The sequence below is a fragment of the Kribbella sp. NPDC056345 genome, assembly GCF_042262745.1.
In the GTDB taxonomy this organism is placed as follows: domain Bacteria; phylum Actinomycetota; class Actinomycetes; order Propionibacteriales; family Kribbellaceae; genus Kribbella.
This window is the reverse complement of sequence record NZ_JBHJQQ010000003.1, coordinates 13,490-27,472: the sequence shown is the minus strand read 5'-3', so window position 1 is coordinate 27,472 and position 13,983 is coordinate 13,490. Positions and strand designations below refer to the sequence as shown.

The following is a 13,983-nucleotide window of genomic DNA, read 5'->3' as shown; positions in this document are numbered from 1 at the left end:
GGCAGTCTCACACGGCGCCCGGGGACCAAGCACCCCGATTTGCGGGCGCAACCGCGTAGGCTCGGAGGCATGAGTGTGCGGCGCATTATGGGGACCGAGACCGAGTTCGGCATCTCGGTGCCCGGCCAGCCCGGGGCCAACCCGATGCTGACCTCGAGCCAGGTGGTGAACGGCTACGCCCAGACGCAGCCACTGGCGCGCAAGACCCGGTGGGACTTCGACGAGGAGCACCCACTGCGGGACGCGCGCGGCTTCGACCTGAGCCGGGAGGTGGCCGACTCCAGCCAGCTCACCGACGAGGAGACCGGCCTGGCCAACGTGATCCTCACCAACGGCGCCCGGCTGTACGTCGACCACGCACACCCCGAGTACTCGGCGCCCGAGTGCACCAACCCGCGGGACGTGGTGGTCTGGGACAAGGCCGGTGAGCTCGTCATCATGGAGGGCGCGCGGCAGGCCCGGCAGATCCCCGGTGCCCCGCAGCTGAACCTCTACAAGAACAACACCGACAACAAGGGCGCGTCGTACGGGTCGCACGAGAACTACCTGATGCGCCGGTCGACGCCGTTCGCCGCGATCGTGCGGCACCTGACACCGTTCTTCGTCAGCCGCCAGGTCGTCACCGGCGCCGGCCGGGTCGGGATCGGTCAGGACGGCGGCACGAACGGGTTCCAGATCAGCCAGCGGGCCGACTACTTCGAGGTCGAGGTGGGCCTGGAGACGACGCTCAAGCGGCCGATCATCAACACCCGCGACGAGCCGCACGCGAATCCGGACCGCTACCGGCGGCTGCACGTGATCATCGGCGACGCGAACCTGTCCGAGATCTCGACGTACCTGAAGGTCGGGACGACGTCGCTGGTGCTGGCGATGATCGAGGACGGCTGGCTGACCGACGACCTCGGGGTCGACCGCCCGGTCACCGCGCTGCACGAGGTCAGCCACGACCCGACCTGCACGCACCTGATGACGCTCAAGGACGGTCGCAAGCTGACCGCGATCCAGCTGCAGACGGAGTACCTGGAGCAGGCCCGCAAGTACGTCGAGGACAAGTACGGCGACGACGCGGACCGGCAGACCAAGGACGTGCTGCACCGCTGGGAGCAGGTCCTCGACCAGCTCGCCATCGACCCGATGAAGCTGTCCGACCAGCTCGACTGGGTGGCGAAGTACAAACTGCTGCAGTCCTATCGCGACCGCGACGGCCTGCAGTGGGACGACCCGAAGCTGCACCTGGTCGACCTGCAGTACGCCGACCTTCGTCCGGACAAGGGCCTGTACCACAAACTCGTGAAGTCCGGCCGGATGCAGCGGATCGTGTCCGACGAGGAGATCCGGATGGCGGTCTCGCACCCGCCGACCGACACCCGCGCCTACTTCCGCGGCCGCTGTATGCAGCAGTACGCACCGCAGGTCGCGGCCGCCTCCTGGGACTCGGTGATCTTCGATCTGCCGGGCAAGGAGTCGCTCCAGCGGATCCCGACCCTGGACCCGCTGCGCGGCACGAAGGCCCATGTCGGTGCCCTTCTGGACCAGTGCGACACCGCAAGTGACCTGGTTCGCACCATTACTGGGGGTGCCGCCGGGTAGGGTCGCTCTTAGAAGCACGGAGAAGCGGTTGGGCGTCTTCTCCACTGCGGTTCTAGGAGGTGTGTGCGATGGCGAAGGACGGCGGGCAGCAGCACAAGCAGCCGAAGCGTTCGACGACCGAGGAAGAGGTCGAGCAGTCGGCCACGTCGGAAGATGTGGCCGAGCGCAAGGAACGGCTCGACGAGGACGTCGACTCGATCCTCGACGAGATCGACGAGGTGCTCGAGGAGAACGCCGAGGAGTTCGTCCGCGGGTTCGTCCAAAAGGGTGGGGAGTGAACCGCTCGATGACATTTGATGCCTCCGGCCGGTTGCCGGAAGCCTTCCTGACCCCAGGTGGCTCGTCGTTCATGGACTTCCTGGCCGGGCACGCGCCCGACCTGCTGCCCGGACGGCGCAGCCTGGGGCAGGCCGACTTCTCCGACCAGGTCCCGCACGGTACGACGATCGTCGCGGCCACCTTCGCGGGTGGCGTGCTGATGGCCGGCGACCGGCGGGCCACGATGGGCAACATCATCGCGTCGCGGGACATCGAGAAGGTGTTCCCGGCCGATGAGTACTCGGCGGTCGCGTTCGCGGGATCGGCCGGGTTCGGGATCGAGATGGTCCGGCTGTTCCAGGTCGAGCTCGAGCACTACGAGAAGCTCGAGGGCACCGTGCTCAGCCTGGACGGCAAGTCCAACCGGCTGAGCGCGCTGATCCGGGGCAACCTGGCGATGGCGATGCAGGGCCTGGCCGTGGTGCCGCTGTTCGCGGGCTACGACCACGACCGCAAGGGCGGGCGGATCTTCTCCTACGACGCCACCGGCGGCCGGTACGAGGAGACCCACTTCCACAGTGTCGGCTCGGGCTCGCTGTTCGCCCGGGGCTCGCTGAAGAAGCTGTACCGCGAGGACCTGTCCGCGACCGACTGCGCGACGGTGGCGATCCAGTCGCTGATCGACGCCGCCGACGACGACTCGGCGACCGGCGGCCCGGACATGCTGCGGCGGATCTTCCCGGTGGTCGGTGTGGTCACCGCGGACGGCTACCAGCGGTTGCCCGAGGACGAGGTCGCCACCCTGGTCGACGCGGCCTGGGCGCAGCGCCACGAGCGCCCCGACGGCCCCGCCACGGCGTCCCTGACCTGAGGGGGTGTTGTGGAGCTCCAGCCCTACTGCGGGGCACCCGGCACGGCATCTCGCCGCACGGGTGCAAAGGGCACGATGCTCCGCATCGAACCCTTCGCCCCCGCACGCCGAGCCACCGCACCGGGCACCTCCTCGCTACGGCCTGAAGCTCCACAACACCCCCTGATCCCCATCGACGATAGAGGACGACACCTTCGATGAGCACGCCGTTCTACGTCTCACCCGAACAGCTGATGCGCGACCGGGCGGACTTCGCCCGGAAGGGCATCGCCAAGGGCCGCAGCGCGATCGCGCTGCAGTATGCCGACGGCATCCTGTTCGTCGCCGAGAACCGCTCACCCGCACTGCACAAGGTCGCCGAGATCTACGACCGGATGGCGTTCGCCGCGGTCGGCCGCTACAACGAGTTCGAGAACCTGCGGATCGCCGGCGTCCGGCTGGCGGACATGCGCGGGTACTCCTACGACCGGCGCGACGTCACCGGCAGGGCCCTGGCCAACGCGTACGCGCAGACCCTCGGCGCGATCTTCTCCTCCGGCGGTGAGAAGCCGCTCGAGGTGGAGATCCTGGTCGCCGAGATCGGTGCTGCCCCGTCCGACGACCAGATCTACCGGCTCACCTACGACGGCTCGATCGCCGACGTCCGGGGGTACGCGGTGATGGGCGGCCAGGCCGAGCAGGTCGCGGAGTACGTCGGCGAGCACTACCAGGAGGGGATCTCGCTGGCCGGGGCCCTCCGGCTCGCCGTCGACGCCCTCGGCCACGACAGCAACGAGCCCCGCGAGCTGACCTCCGACCAGCTGGAGGTCGCCGTACTGGACCGGACCCGGACCCAGGTCCGGAAGTTCAAGCGGATCTCCGAGGAGACGCTGGCCCGGATCCTGTCGGAGTCGCACCCGGCCGCCGACATCGAGGCGGCCGTCGAGGCCGACGAACCGGCGAAGCCCCCGGCTGCCGGGACGGACACCTCGTCGGCAGCGCCGTCGTCGGCCGACGACGAGGCGCCGATCGCTCCGCCGGAGGAGCCCGACGACAGTCGTCCCCTGTGACGGACCGAATCATCGACGCAGCCGCCACCTCCTCCGATGTGGCGGCTGCGTCGTCTCGGGCCGCCGACCCGGAGCCCTGGGAGTTGCTGGGGGAGAAGGTCGCCTACCAGCGGTTCCTCACAGTGAAGGTCCGCCAGTACCGGATGCCGAACGGGCACGAGGTCGAATGGGACGTCACCGGACCCGAGTCCGCCGACGGAATCGCCCGCGGAGTCACAGTCCTGCCGCTGACCCCGGACGGGCGGATCGTCACGATCCGGATGTTCCGCCCCGGCCCGGACACCGTGGTCACCAACCTCCCGGGCGGCCTCATCGAGCCCGGCGAGGATCCGGCAGCCGGCGGAGCCCGCGAGCTGGAAGAGGAAACCGGCTACACCTGCGACAGCATCGAGATCGTCGGCTGGCTCTGGGCCGGCACCTCGTCGATGTTCCGCAAGTACGTCGCGATCGCCCGCGGCTGCCGTCCAGACGGCAAGCAGGACCTGGACGAGGCCGAGGACTGCGTCCCCGTCGAGCTGACGGTCGACGAGTTCCGCGCCGAGCTCCGCACCCCCGGTGGGATGACCGGCACCGACGCCGCCTACCTGGCCCTGGACCACGCGGGCCTGCTCTAGCCCTCGCCCCGGCCAGTTCGTGGGGGCGTAGACACCTCGCCGTGGGTTTGAACAGGTTATGACTTGTTCGAGCCCACCATTTCCTGTTCACACCCGTTCTTCCTGTCCCCGATTGGTCTACTATCACGGCCGCGTGACTCGCGCTGCTCGGCCCGGAGCGCCTTCGGCCACGGTCGAAACGGTCGTGAAGACGGCTCGTGTGGCCGAGGATCGTCGCTATGCCAATCAAGCGTTTCTTTGGTCTGGGGATCGCGATCCTGGTGACTGCCGGAGTCGCCGTCGGAGTCCAGCTCAGGTCCCGCGACACGAGCTCGGCGGCAGCGCCGGCACCTGTCAGCACCGAGCAGAAGGCTCTGCTGCACCAGGCTGAAGAACGTCTCATCAGCAAGTGCATGACGGCGGCCGGTTTCCGGTACGACGAGCAGGCGCTGCCGGCCGTTTCCATCGATCGCAGGTTCCCGTTCCTGATCGACGACATCGCCTGGGCCCGGACCAACGGTTACGACCGGCCGGCCCAGAAGCGACCGGATCCGTACCTGGACTCACTGTCCGACGAACGGCACGCACAGTACGCCCGGACACTGCTGGGCCAGGGCAAGCAACTGTCCGTCGAGCTGCCCAGTGGTCCGCGTCTGTCCGCCAGCGACCGAGGCTGCATCGCGGAGGCCCGGCGTGAGCTTTACGGCGACCTGCCGCGCTGGTTCGTCGTACGGCGAACGTCCGACAAGCTGATCTTCGCCGTCTATGCCGATGTCCGCGACGATGCCCGCTTCAGCACAGCGATGAAGCAGTGGAGCGACTGCATGCGGGACCGCGGCTATCCCGTCGACAACCCCGGGCAACTCCGCGGCCTTGCGAAGGATCGCGGGACCGGGCGCGACACCGCCGTCGCCGAGGCGACCTGCGCCACGACCACCCCCGCGGGCCGGGCGCTGCGCGAACTCGAGGCCGAACACCTCGCCAAGATCACCGCCGAACATCGGCGGGAGCTCCAGGATCTCGACGCCCTGGAGCGGTCCGCACTGCCCCGGGCCGTTGCGGTCCTGGGGAAGCGATAGTCACCCCTCACAGAGATAGGAATCATGATGGTGAGACTCACCGCCGCGAAGACGGCAGCCTTCACCACCCTCGCCGTACTCGGCATCCTGGTCCCGACGACCTCGGCCCAGGCCGCGACGACCGATCTGGGCGACTGCCCGCGGAGCCACTTCTGCGCCTGGGCGGACGACAACTACAAGGGCACCCTGGCCAGCTGGGAGGGCGACGACAGCTGGTGGGGTGACAACAACATGCACGACGACGCCGAGTCGATGTTCAACAACGGCACCCCGGCGAGTGAGGACGTCGTCGCGATCTACTACGACGTCAATCACGGCGGGTTCGCCTTCTGCATGGACCGCGGCGAGACGATCGACGTCAACATGGACGACAACGACTACGACTCGCACGTGTGGACCAGCGGCTGCTGATCAGCTGAGGTGAAGGAGCCCTGCTCTCCTCCGGGGGAGCAGGGCTTCTGCCTGCCGGCAGGTAAACTCGTCCCCGGACCGCGACTGGCGTTGAGGTGGGGTACCACCGGGGAGCGGTCTGCCGGACGATCCGGCCGCCGGGCAGGTTCCGGCCTTGTCGCGCGCCTGGGCACTCGAATCGATGCCCGGAGGAGTGTGCGCATGACCGCCGAACTGATGATCGGGACCGATCTCGCTGCCGAGATGGTGACGAACGCCGCCGCCCGCGCCGAGAAGCTGCGCGAATCCACCGGCGTGCAGCCGTGTCTGGCGACTGTGCTGGTCGGTGACGATCCCGCGTCCGCGACGTACGTGCGGATGAAGCAGAACCGCAGCAAGAAGGCCGGGATCGGCTCGCGCAGCGTCGTACTGCCGGCCGAGACCACCACCGCCGAGCTGGTCGCCGAGCTGACCAAGCTGTCGGACGACCCCGAGGTGCACGGGATCCTGCTGCAGCACCCGGTTCCGGGGCACATCGACGAGCGTGCTGCGTTCGAGGCGATCGATCCGGCCAAGGACGTCGACGGGGTGACCATGCACGCGTTCGCGGCGATGGCGTTCGGTGAGCCCGGGTTCCGGTCCTGTACGCCGGGTGGGATCCTGCGGCTGCTCGAGGCGTACGACGTACCGATTGCCGGAGCGCACGCGGTCGTGATCGGCCGCAGCCCGATCCTCGGCAAGCCGGCCGGGATGTTGCTGCTGGCATCGGATGCGACCGTGACCTACACCCACTCGCGGACCGTCGGCCTGCCCGAGATCGTCCGGACGGCGGACATCGTGGTTGCCGCGGTCGGCAAGGCGAACTTCGTCCGCGGCGACTGGCTGAAGCCGGGCGCGGTCGTGATCGATGCCGGATACAACGAAGGCAACGTGGGCGACGTCCACTTCGAGGAGGCGAGCGCGGTGGCGCGCCTGATCACTCCGGTGCCGGGCGGGGTCGGGCCGATGACCATCGCGCTGCTGCTGGAGCAGACGGTCGACGCCGCTGCAGCGCAATCCGAGACGGCTGTCCAGTCCGTGGCCGGTCTGGCCTAGGCTGTCTACGTTGTGAAGTAAGTTCGATGAGGAGGCGTGACGTGGCGGTGCGGGCGATCCGGGGAGCCACCCAGCTGGACGTGGACGAGCGCGAGCATCTGCTCGAGCGGTCCGCGGAGCTGGTGAAGGCGGTCCTGGAGGCGAACGATCTGGACAGTGCCGATCTGATCAGCATCCTGTTCACCGTCACGCCGGACCTGCACGCCGAGTTCCCGGCCGTGGCCGGCCGGCAGATCGGGCTGACCGACGTACCGCTGATGTGCATGCAGGAGATCGACGTACCGCACGCGCTACCGCGGGTGGTCCGGATGATGGTGCACACCGAGACCGAGCGTTCCCGCGACAAGATCCAGCACGTCTACCTGCACGGTGCGTCGGCGCTCCGTCCCGACCTGACAGGCGCCCAGTGACCGAATTGCGCGGCCCGGTCCGCATCGTCGGTGCGGGCCTCATCGGTACGTCGATCGGTCTCGCCCTCGCGCGGTTGGGGGTGGTCGTTGAGCTGGTCGACGCGAACCCGGACAACGCGTTGATGGCCGAGCGCATCGGCGCGGGATCACGGCTCGTGCAGATCGAGCCGCAGTTGGTGGTGGTCGCCGTACCGCCGGATCACGTCGGAGCGGTGATCGCCGAGCAGCTCGCCCAGACCGACGCGGTCGTCACCGACGCGGCGAGCGTGAAGTCCAAGCCGCTGACGGATGCTCGGCTCCTGTCCACCGACCTGACCCGGTACGTCGGCAGTCACCCGATGGCAGGTTCGGAGCGCAACGGCCCGTTGGCCGCGCGCGCGGATCTGTTCGACGGGGCTACCTGGGCGATCACGCCGCACTCGTCCAGCTCACCTGAAGCGGTTGAGCTTGTTCGTTGCCTGGCCGAGGCTTGTGGCGCGCGGACGGTCGAGCTGTCCGTCGAGGACCACGACCTTGCGGTTGCGCGGGTCTCACACCTGCCGCAACTGATGTCGTCCCTGGCCGCCGGCACTCTCGTCGACGCCCCGAACTCACACCTGCAACTGTCCGGCCAAGGCGTCCGCGACGTCACCCGGATCGCCGCCGGCGACCCCGGCCTGTGGACCCAGATCGTCTCCGCCAACTCCGCCGCCCTGACCGGCCTGCTCGAACAGATCCGCGACGAACTCGACCGCGTCCTGGTTGCCCTAGGCAAAGAAGAAGCCGGCGACGAACTCACCTCGGTGCTAGCCCGTGGCGTCTCGGGCGCCATCCGCGTCCCCGGCAAACACGGCACCCCGCACATCGAACTGGTCAGCGTCCTGGTCACCATCCCCGACCGCCCCGGCCAGCTCGCCCGCCTCTTCAACGACGCCGCCGCCTCCGGCGCCAACGTCGAAGACCTCCGCATCGACCACAGCCCCGGCCGCCCCGTCGGCGAGGTCGAACTCCTCGTCAAACCCGGCTCCGACGACCAACTAGTCGCCACCCTCACCGCCCGAGGCTGGGTCGTCCACCGCTAGCCACCCCGCCCCTGCTGGAACCTCGCAGTCGCTCCGCGTGATTCACCGCAGAGCCCGGCTCTCCCTATACCGCTCGCCGACCTAGGAGCCGGTGACTGCGCGCGCGGTCCCGAGCTCCGGCTCCGGCGCTCCGATCGCGTGCGAGATCGAGGGCTGGGCGACGTACGGGGCCGAGCGGCCGTTCCTGCAGGTTTCACATATGCACGACCGTGGTCGAGGGATGTCCCTGGCGACGGATATTCTCGGGTCATGATCATCGCTGTGGACGGGCCGAGCGGGTCCGGTAAGTCGAGTACCGCTCGGGGCGTGGCCGACCGGCTGGGGCTGCGGTTCCTGGACACCGGAGCGACGTACCGGGCGGTGACGTGGTCCGCGATCGAGCACGGGCTGGACCTGGACGACACCGCCGCGGTCGCGCAGCGGGCGCGCGAGCTGCGGCTCGAGCTCAGCACCGACCCGCTGAACCAGTTCGTGATCGCCGACGGGAGCGACATCACCGCGGCGATCCGGGAGCCGCGGATCAGTGAGCGGGTCAGCAAGATCGCGACCAATCTGGACGTCCGCAAGGAGCTGATCCGGCGGCAGCGCGAGATCATCGACGCCGCCCAGCCCAGCGGCGGGATCGTGGTCGAGGGCCGCGACATCGCGACCGTGGTCGCCACCGACGCCGAGCTGAAGGTGCTGCTGACCGCGGATCAGGAGGCCCGGCTGGCCCGGCGCGGCGCCGAGCTGGCCGTCGGTTCGGTCACCGCGGAGCAGTTGCGCGACCAGATCGTCCGCCGGGACGCGGACGACTCGACCGTGGCGGAGTTCCAGGTCGCGTCCGACGGCGCAGTCACCATCGACTCCACCGATCTTTCCCTGGAGGAGGTCATCGACGTGATCAGCAGACTCGCCAAGGAGGCCTCTACGGAGTGACAGCCGAAATCACGAGGCAGCGAGACCTACCGCTCACCGACGATCTGCCCCGGCTGCCGTATCGGCTGGCTGTGCCGGTGCGGGCGGTGGCGAGCCGGTACTTCGCGCGTAAGTACGACCTGCGGGTGCATCACGAGGAGCTGTTCCCGCGGACCGGGCCGGTGCTGATGACGCCGAACCATCTGAGCCTGCTCGACGGGCCGTTACTGGGTGCGACCGCGCCCCGGATGCTGCACCAGCTCGGCAAGATCGAGGCGTTCGGCGGCCTGCAGGGGCTGTTCCTGCGCCGGATCGGCCAGATTCCGATCGACCGTACGTCGTACGACCCGCTCGCGATCCGGCAGTCGATCAAGGTCCTGCGGGACGGGCGGGTGCTGAACATCTACCCGGAAGGGACCCGCGGGACGGGGGATTTCAGCCGGATCCGGCTCGGTACGGCGTACCTGGCGATGGTCACCGGGGCTCCGATCCTGCCGGTGGCCCTGCTCGGGACGAGGCTGCCGGGGGGCGATATCGAGGGTTTTCCGCCCGCTGGGAGCCGCGTGGACGTGGTGTACGGCGAACCGTTCCCGATCGACCGCGTATCCTTTCCTAGGCGGCACTCCGACGTACGGGCGGTTGCCGACCAGATCGGCGACATGCTGCGTGCCCATATCAAGGCCGCCGTCGCAGCCACCGGTCACCCGCTCCCGGGTGCGCCAGACAAGAAGGACCCTGATGACTGACCTGCCCACGGGCTACGACTTCGCCGAGCCGACGCACGACGCGGAGGACTCCGGTCCGCTGCCCGTGCTCGCCATCGTCGGCCGGCCGAATGTGGGCAAGTCCACGCTCGTCAACCGCATCATCGGCCGCCGCGAGGCCGTCGTCGAGGACACCCCGGGGGTCACCCGGGACCGCGTCTCGTACGACGCCGACTGGGCCGGCCGAAGCTTCACCGTCGTCGACACCGGCGGCTGGGACCCGGACGCGGTCGGGATGGCCGCGCTGGTGGCCGCCCAGGCCGAGGTCGCGATCAACGCGGCCGACGCGGTGCTGTTCGTGGTCGACGCGACCGTCGGCATCACCGACGCCGACGAGGCCGTCGTCCGGGTGCTGCGCAAGTCCGGTAAGCCGGTCGTGCTCGCGGCCAACAAGGTCGACGACCAGCGGGTCGAGTCCGAGGCGATGAACCTGTGGGGTCTCGGCATCGGTGAGCCGTTCCCGATCTCGGCCATGCACGGCCGGGGGACCGGTGACATGCTCGACGCCGTTCTGGCCGCACTGCCCGAGGCACCGCCGGAGCGCGATGCCGCGGCCGGTGGCCCGCGCCGGATCGCGATCGTCGGCAAGCCGAACGTCGGCAAGTCCTCGCTGCTGAACAAGGTCGCCAAGGAGGACCGAGTCGTCGTCAGCGACGTCGCCGGGACGACGGTCGACCCGGTCGACGAGCTGATCACGCTCGTCGGCAAGGAGTGGCGGTTCATCGACACCGCCGGTATCCGGCGCAAGGTCAAGAACGTCCAGGGCCACGAGTACTACGCCTCCCTGCGGACCAACGCCGCGATCGAGCGGGCCGAGGTCGTGGTCGTGGTGGTCGACGCGTCCGAGCCGATGACCGAGCAGGACATCCGGATCATGAACTCGGTCGAGGAGGCCGGCAAGGCCCTCGTCATCGCCTACAACAAGTGGGACCTGGTCGACGAGGACCGGCGGTACTACCTGGAGAAGGAGATCGACCGGGACCTGGTTCAGTTCCGCTGGGCGCCGCGGGTGAACATCAGCGCGCTGACCGGGCGGCACATGGAGAAGCTGGTCCCGGCGATCGAGGCTGCGCTCGAGGGCTGGCAGACGCGCGTCCCGACCGGTCAGCTGAACGCGTTCCTCGGCCGGCTGGTGGCGGCCCACCCGCACCCCGTGCGGTCCGGCAAGCAGCCGAAGATCCTGTTCGGCACGCAGGCGACCACGATGCCTCCGACCTTCGCGATCTTCACCTCCGGCGCGATCGAGCCGTCGTACCAGCGGTTCATCGAGCGCCGGCTGCGCGAGGACTTCGGCTTCGTCGGCAGCCCGGTGCACGTCCAGATCCGGCCCCGGAAGAAGCAGAAGCGCTAAGACCGTTTTGCTGGAGACCATTTGATGGGTCTCGAACAGATAGCGAGCGGGTAGGGCCTCCGGCAGGCTGCGTGTCCTCGACACGCTCCTCGGAGGCCGCCCGTGCTCAGCCCTTTCAAACGCGGACAGCTCGCGCTCGCTCTTGCCCTGGTGGCTGCGCCACTTGCCGCTGTCCCGGCGACTTCGGCGGCTGCCGAACCTGTTGGGGTCGTCCGGGCCTACGAGGTCGAACCGGTCGGCGGTGTGCCATCCGGCTGTACGACGCCCGCCGGAAAGGGAGCCGCGGTCGTCAGCGGAGAACGCGGCGTTCACGAGAGTCAGCGTTCTCTGCTCGTGAACGACGTTTCTGGAGCGTCGCACACCGTGGTCGTGTGCCCGCTCGATCCCGCGCCGAGTACGGCGCTCTCGTTCTCCGTGTACCCGGCGACTCTCCAGAACGGGTTTCTGGTGAGCCTGAACGGCCGCTGGCAAGGCGGTGCGGCCGGGACGATCTATCACCTGAACGTGCTGCCGAGCGGCTCGATCCAGTGGTACGACGGCACCCGCTGGACGCCGTTCGCCGCGGCCGGGACGGTGCCGATAGGGGCCTGGAGCAACGTTCGGATCGAGGCCGGATCCCAGTCGGCACAGGTGTTCGTGGGCGGGCAGTCGGTTGGTGCTGCGTCCCGCGCCGGGTCGGCGGGTGTCCTCGAGCTGAGTAGCTACCAGTTCGGGAGCAACGGGACGGTGCCGGAGGGGGACCGGGTCTTCTTCGACGACGTGCAGACGACGGCGGGCCGCGGATTCGAGTCCGAAGCGGTGGGCGCCGTACCGGCTGGGTGTTTCACGCCGGCGGGTAAGGCGGCCGCGGTCGTGAGCGATCTCCGCGCGTTCAGCGGAGAGCGCTCTCTCCAGATCAACGACCGGGCCACGACTCTCCAGAACGTGATCTCGTGCCCCTCCGTTCCCCAGCGCGGCATCGATCTCAAGATCGCGGCCTACCCCGCGGCGCTCGAGAACGGGTTTCTCGTGTCCCTGCGCGGTCACTTCGAGGGTCAGGCGGGGGAGCAGGTGGTGTTCCATCTCGCGATCCAGTCGGATGGCAGCCTGCGCTGGTACGACGGCGCTGCCTGGACGACCGTGAGCCCACCAGGCGCTGTACGGGTCGGGGCTTGGAACCAGCTGGGCGTCCGGGTGGCGTCCGACCAGGAAGAGGTCCAGCTCACCGTGAACGGCGTCCGGCAGCTGGCCGGGGGACCGTGGGGGATGCGGCGGGTCACCGACATCACCGGCTTCGACCTGTCCAGCAACGGCACCGCACCAGCGGGGGACGAGGTGTTCTTCGACGACATCTCCGGGCTGACCGCTCCCGCCGCACAGCCGCCGGCAGCGATCTCTGTCGGTCAGCCCGTGACGATCGAGCAGGCGAACGGTTCGCTGCTGCAGATGCCGCACGCGTCGGCGAACACCGGCTCCGAGGCCCTCGTCACGTACGCCGCCCACGCCGACGCAACCAACAGCACCGGCACCCGCTTCGCCACATCGGCCGACCAGGGCACCAGTTGGCGACGTGAGGATGCGCGCAACCCGTTCCCGAACGAGCAGTCGTACAACCTCTCGACGCTGCGGAACGGCGACGTACTCGCGCTCTCGTACCACACCTTCATGCGCGCCGGGAATCGCAGTGCCGACGTGGAAACCAAGATCTCGCACGACGGCGGCAAGACCTGGGGTCCGGTGCGGGTCGGTGCGATGACGACACCGCAGACCATGAAGCCGATCAGCTCAACCACCAGCCGGCCCGGCCGCACAATGGGCGGCTTCGTCCTCGTGCACAGCGTGATCGAGGATCCGGACGGCACCATGTACCTCTCGGCGTACGGCTACTACGACGGCGACACCCGCTACCGCCAGCTGATCCTGCGCTCCACCGACAGCGGCCTGAACTGGTCGACCCAGGGAACCGTCGCCTACAACGGAACCCAGCCCGGCGAAGGCTTCTGCGAAGCCGGCATCCAGCGCGTCGCCGACGGCTCCCTGCTCGCCGTCATGCGCACCGGCTGGTACCTGAACATGTACGTCGCCCGCTCCACCGACAACGGCCGCACCTGGACCACCCCCACCGTCCTCAAGTCCTCGAACGGCGTCCCCACCATCGGCGTCTACCCGAGCCTGGTCCTGATGCCCGACAACCGCCTGGTCCTCTACTACGGCCGCCCCGGCCAGTCCGTCATGATCTCCGACGACGGCAGCGGCCACACCTGGTCCCCACCCACCTACATCGACTACCGCAACAGCGCCAACGGCAGCCTCGTCCCCACCGCCCCCAACACCCTCCTGGCCTTCGGCGACCGAGGCGCCAACTGGTCCGTCAACAAACCCCCAACCGCCGCCATCTGGTCCCGAACCATCACCCTCCCACCCCGTTCATAACCACCCCGAAAGATGATGTAAGGTTTCCCTGTCCGGTTCTACGGAGCCGGGCGGCGGGCTGTGGCGTAGTTTGGTAACGCGTCTGGCTGGGGGCCAGAAGAGCGCAGGTTCAAATCCTGTCAGCCCGACCCCAGGAGGGGCACCGATTTTGTCGGTGCTCCTC

14 protein-coding genes, 1 tRNA gene and 1 riboswitch are annotated in these 13,983 nt (G+C 68.8%); all 15 genes read left to right on the top strand.

What is annotated here, in order from left to right:
- Positions 1-69 precede the first annotated feature (69 nt).
- The 15 genes from dop (at position 70) to ACFCV3_RS11110 (ending at position 13,948) form a co-directional block, all read left to right on the top strand.
- Positions 70-1,590, top strand: coding sequence for a depupylase/deamidase Dop (gene dop / locus ACFCV3_RS11180; protein WP_376028808.1), 1,521 nt, complete (start codon positions 70-72; stop codon positions 1,588-1,590).
- Between the two features lie 68 nt (positions 1,591-1,658).
- Complete coding sequence (locus tag ACFCV3_RS11175) at positions 1,659-1,868, top strand: ubiquitin-like protein Pup (protein ID WP_376028807.1); 210 nt, start codon at positions 1,659-1,661, stop codon at positions 1,866-1,868.
- An 8-nt stretch (positions 1,869-1,876) separates the two neighbouring features.
- On the top strand, positions 1,877-2,719 hold the full coding sequence (prcB, locus tag ACFCV3_RS11170) for a proteasome subunit beta (RefSeq protein WP_376028804.1): 843 nt from the start codon (positions 1,877-1,879) through the stop codon (positions 2,717-2,719).
- 197 nt (positions 2,720-2,916) lie between these two features.
- Positions 2,917-3,768 carry a proteasome subunit alpha gene (gene prcA, locus ACFCV3_RS11165; protein WP_376028801.1) on the top strand — a complete coding sequence of 284 codons (852 nt, stop codon included), beginning with the start codon at positions 2,917-2,919 and terminating at the stop codon, positions 3,766-3,768.
- Positions 3,765-4,382 carry an NUDIX hydrolase gene (locus ACFCV3_RS11160; protein ID WP_376028798.1) on the top strand — a complete coding sequence of 206 codons (618 nt, stop codon included), beginning with the start codon at positions 3,765-3,767 and terminating at the stop codon, positions 4,380-4,382. Before prcA ends, ACFCV3_RS11160 begins: the two co-directional genes overlap by 4 nt.
- A gap of 218 nt (positions 4,383-4,600) precedes the next feature.
- Positions 4,601-5,440, top strand: a complete 840-nt coding sequence (locus ACFCV3_RS11155; RefSeq protein WP_376028796.1) for a hypothetical protein — start codon at positions 4,601-4,603, stop codon at positions 5,438-5,440.
- 24 nt (positions 5,441-5,464) lie between these two features.
- Positions 5,465-5,851, top strand: a complete 387-nt coding sequence (locus ACFCV3_RS11150; RefSeq protein ID WP_376028794.1) for a peptidase inhibitor family I36 protein — start codon at positions 5,465-5,467, stop codon at positions 5,849-5,851.
- 70 nt (positions 5,852-5,921) lie between these two features.
- A riboswitch (ZMP/ZTP riboswitch) is annotated at positions 5,922-6,029 on the top strand.
- A gap of 23 nt (positions 6,030-6,052) precedes the next feature.
- Positions 6,053-6,925: a bifunctional 5,10-methylenetetrahydrofolate dehydrogenase/5,10-methenyltetrahydrofolate cyclohydrolase gene (locus ACFCV3_RS11145; RefSeq protein WP_376028792.1), complete on the top strand. Its 873-nt coding sequence runs from the start codon at positions 6,053-6,055 to the stop codon at positions 6,923-6,925.
- 26 nt (positions 6,926-6,951) lie between these two features.
- Positions 6,952-7,335 carry a chorismate mutase gene (aroH, locus tag ACFCV3_RS11140; RefSeq protein WP_376028789.1) on the top strand — a complete coding sequence of 128 codons (384 nt, stop codon included), beginning with the start codon at positions 6,952-6,954 and terminating at the stop codon, positions 7,333-7,335.
- On the top strand, positions 7,332-8,396 hold the full coding sequence (locus ACFCV3_RS11135; protein WP_376028787.1) for a prephenate dehydrogenase: 1,065 nt from the start codon (positions 7,332-7,334) through the stop codon (positions 8,394-8,396). The genes aroH and ACFCV3_RS11135 overlap by 4 nt, the downstream gene beginning before the upstream one ends.
- A 249-nt stretch (positions 8,397-8,645) precedes the next feature.
- Positions 8,646-9,314 (top strand): (d)CMP kinase, encoded by a 669-nt coding sequence (gene cmk, locus ACFCV3_RS11130; protein WP_376028786.1) that lies wholly within the window; start codon positions 8,646-8,648, stop codon positions 9,312-9,314.
- On the top strand, positions 9,311-10,039 hold the full coding sequence (locus ACFCV3_RS11125) for a lysophospholipid acyltransferase family protein (protein ID WP_376028783.1): 729 nt from the start codon (positions 9,311-9,313) through the stop codon (positions 10,037-10,039). Before cmk ends, ACFCV3_RS11125 begins: the two co-directional genes overlap by 4 nt.
- Complete coding sequence (gene der, locus ACFCV3_RS11120) at positions 10,032-11,408, top strand: ribosome biogenesis GTPase Der (protein ID WP_376028781.1); 1,377 nt, start codon at positions 10,032-10,034, stop codon at positions 11,406-11,408. Before ACFCV3_RS11125 ends, der begins: the two co-directional genes overlap by 8 nt.
- A gap of 102 nt (positions 11,409-11,510) precedes the next feature.
- Positions 11,511-13,820, top strand: coding sequence for a sialidase family protein (locus tag ACFCV3_RS11115; protein WP_376028779.1), 2,310 nt, complete (start codon positions 11,511-11,513; stop codon positions 13,818-13,820).
- Between the two features lie 54 nt (positions 13,821-13,874).
- A tRNA-Pro gene (locus ACFCV3_RS11110) sits at positions 13,875-13,948 on the top strand.
- Positions 13,949-13,983: the final 35 nt, after the last annotated feature.

Bases quoted from the DNA above. Each gene is read 5' to 3' on its own strand.
- ACFCV3_RS11145 (WP_376028792.1), top strand. From the start codon at position 6,053: ATGACCGCCGAACTGATGATCGGGACCGATCTCGCTGCCGAGATGGTG.
- der (WP_376028781.1), top strand. From the start codon at position 10,032: ATGACTGACCTGCCCACGGGCTACGACTTCGCCGAGCCGACGCACGAC.
- cmk (WP_376028786.1), top strand. From the start codon at position 8,646: ATGATCATCGCTGTGGACGGGCCGAGCGGGTCCGGTAAGTCGAGTACC.
- ACFCV3_RS11155 (WP_376028796.1), top strand. From the start codon at position 4,601: ATGCCAATCAAGCGTTTCTTTGGTCTGGGGATCGCGATCCTGGTGACT.
- prcA (WP_376028801.1), top strand. From the start codon at position 2,917: ATGAGCACGCCGTTCTACGTCTCACCCGAACAGCTGATGCGCGACCGG.
- prcB (WP_376028804.1), top strand. From the start codon at position 1,877: ATGACATTTGATGCCTCCGGCCGGTTGCCGGAAGCCTTCCTGACCCCA.
- aroH (WP_376028789.1), top strand. From the start codon at position 6,952: ATGAGGAGGCGTGACGTGGCGGTGCGGGCGATCCGGGGAGCCACCCAG.
- dop (WP_376028808.1), top strand. From the start codon at position 70: ATGAGTGTGCGGCGCATTATGGGGACCGAGACCGAGTTCGGCATCTCG.
- ACFCV3_RS11150 (WP_376028794.1), top strand. From the start codon at position 5,465: ATGATGGTGAGACTCACCGCCGCGAAGACGGCAGCCTTCACCACCCTC.
- ACFCV3_RS11175 (WP_376028807.1), top strand. From the start codon at position 1,659: ATGGCGAAGGACGGCGGGCAGCAGCACAAGCAGCCGAAGCGTTCGACG.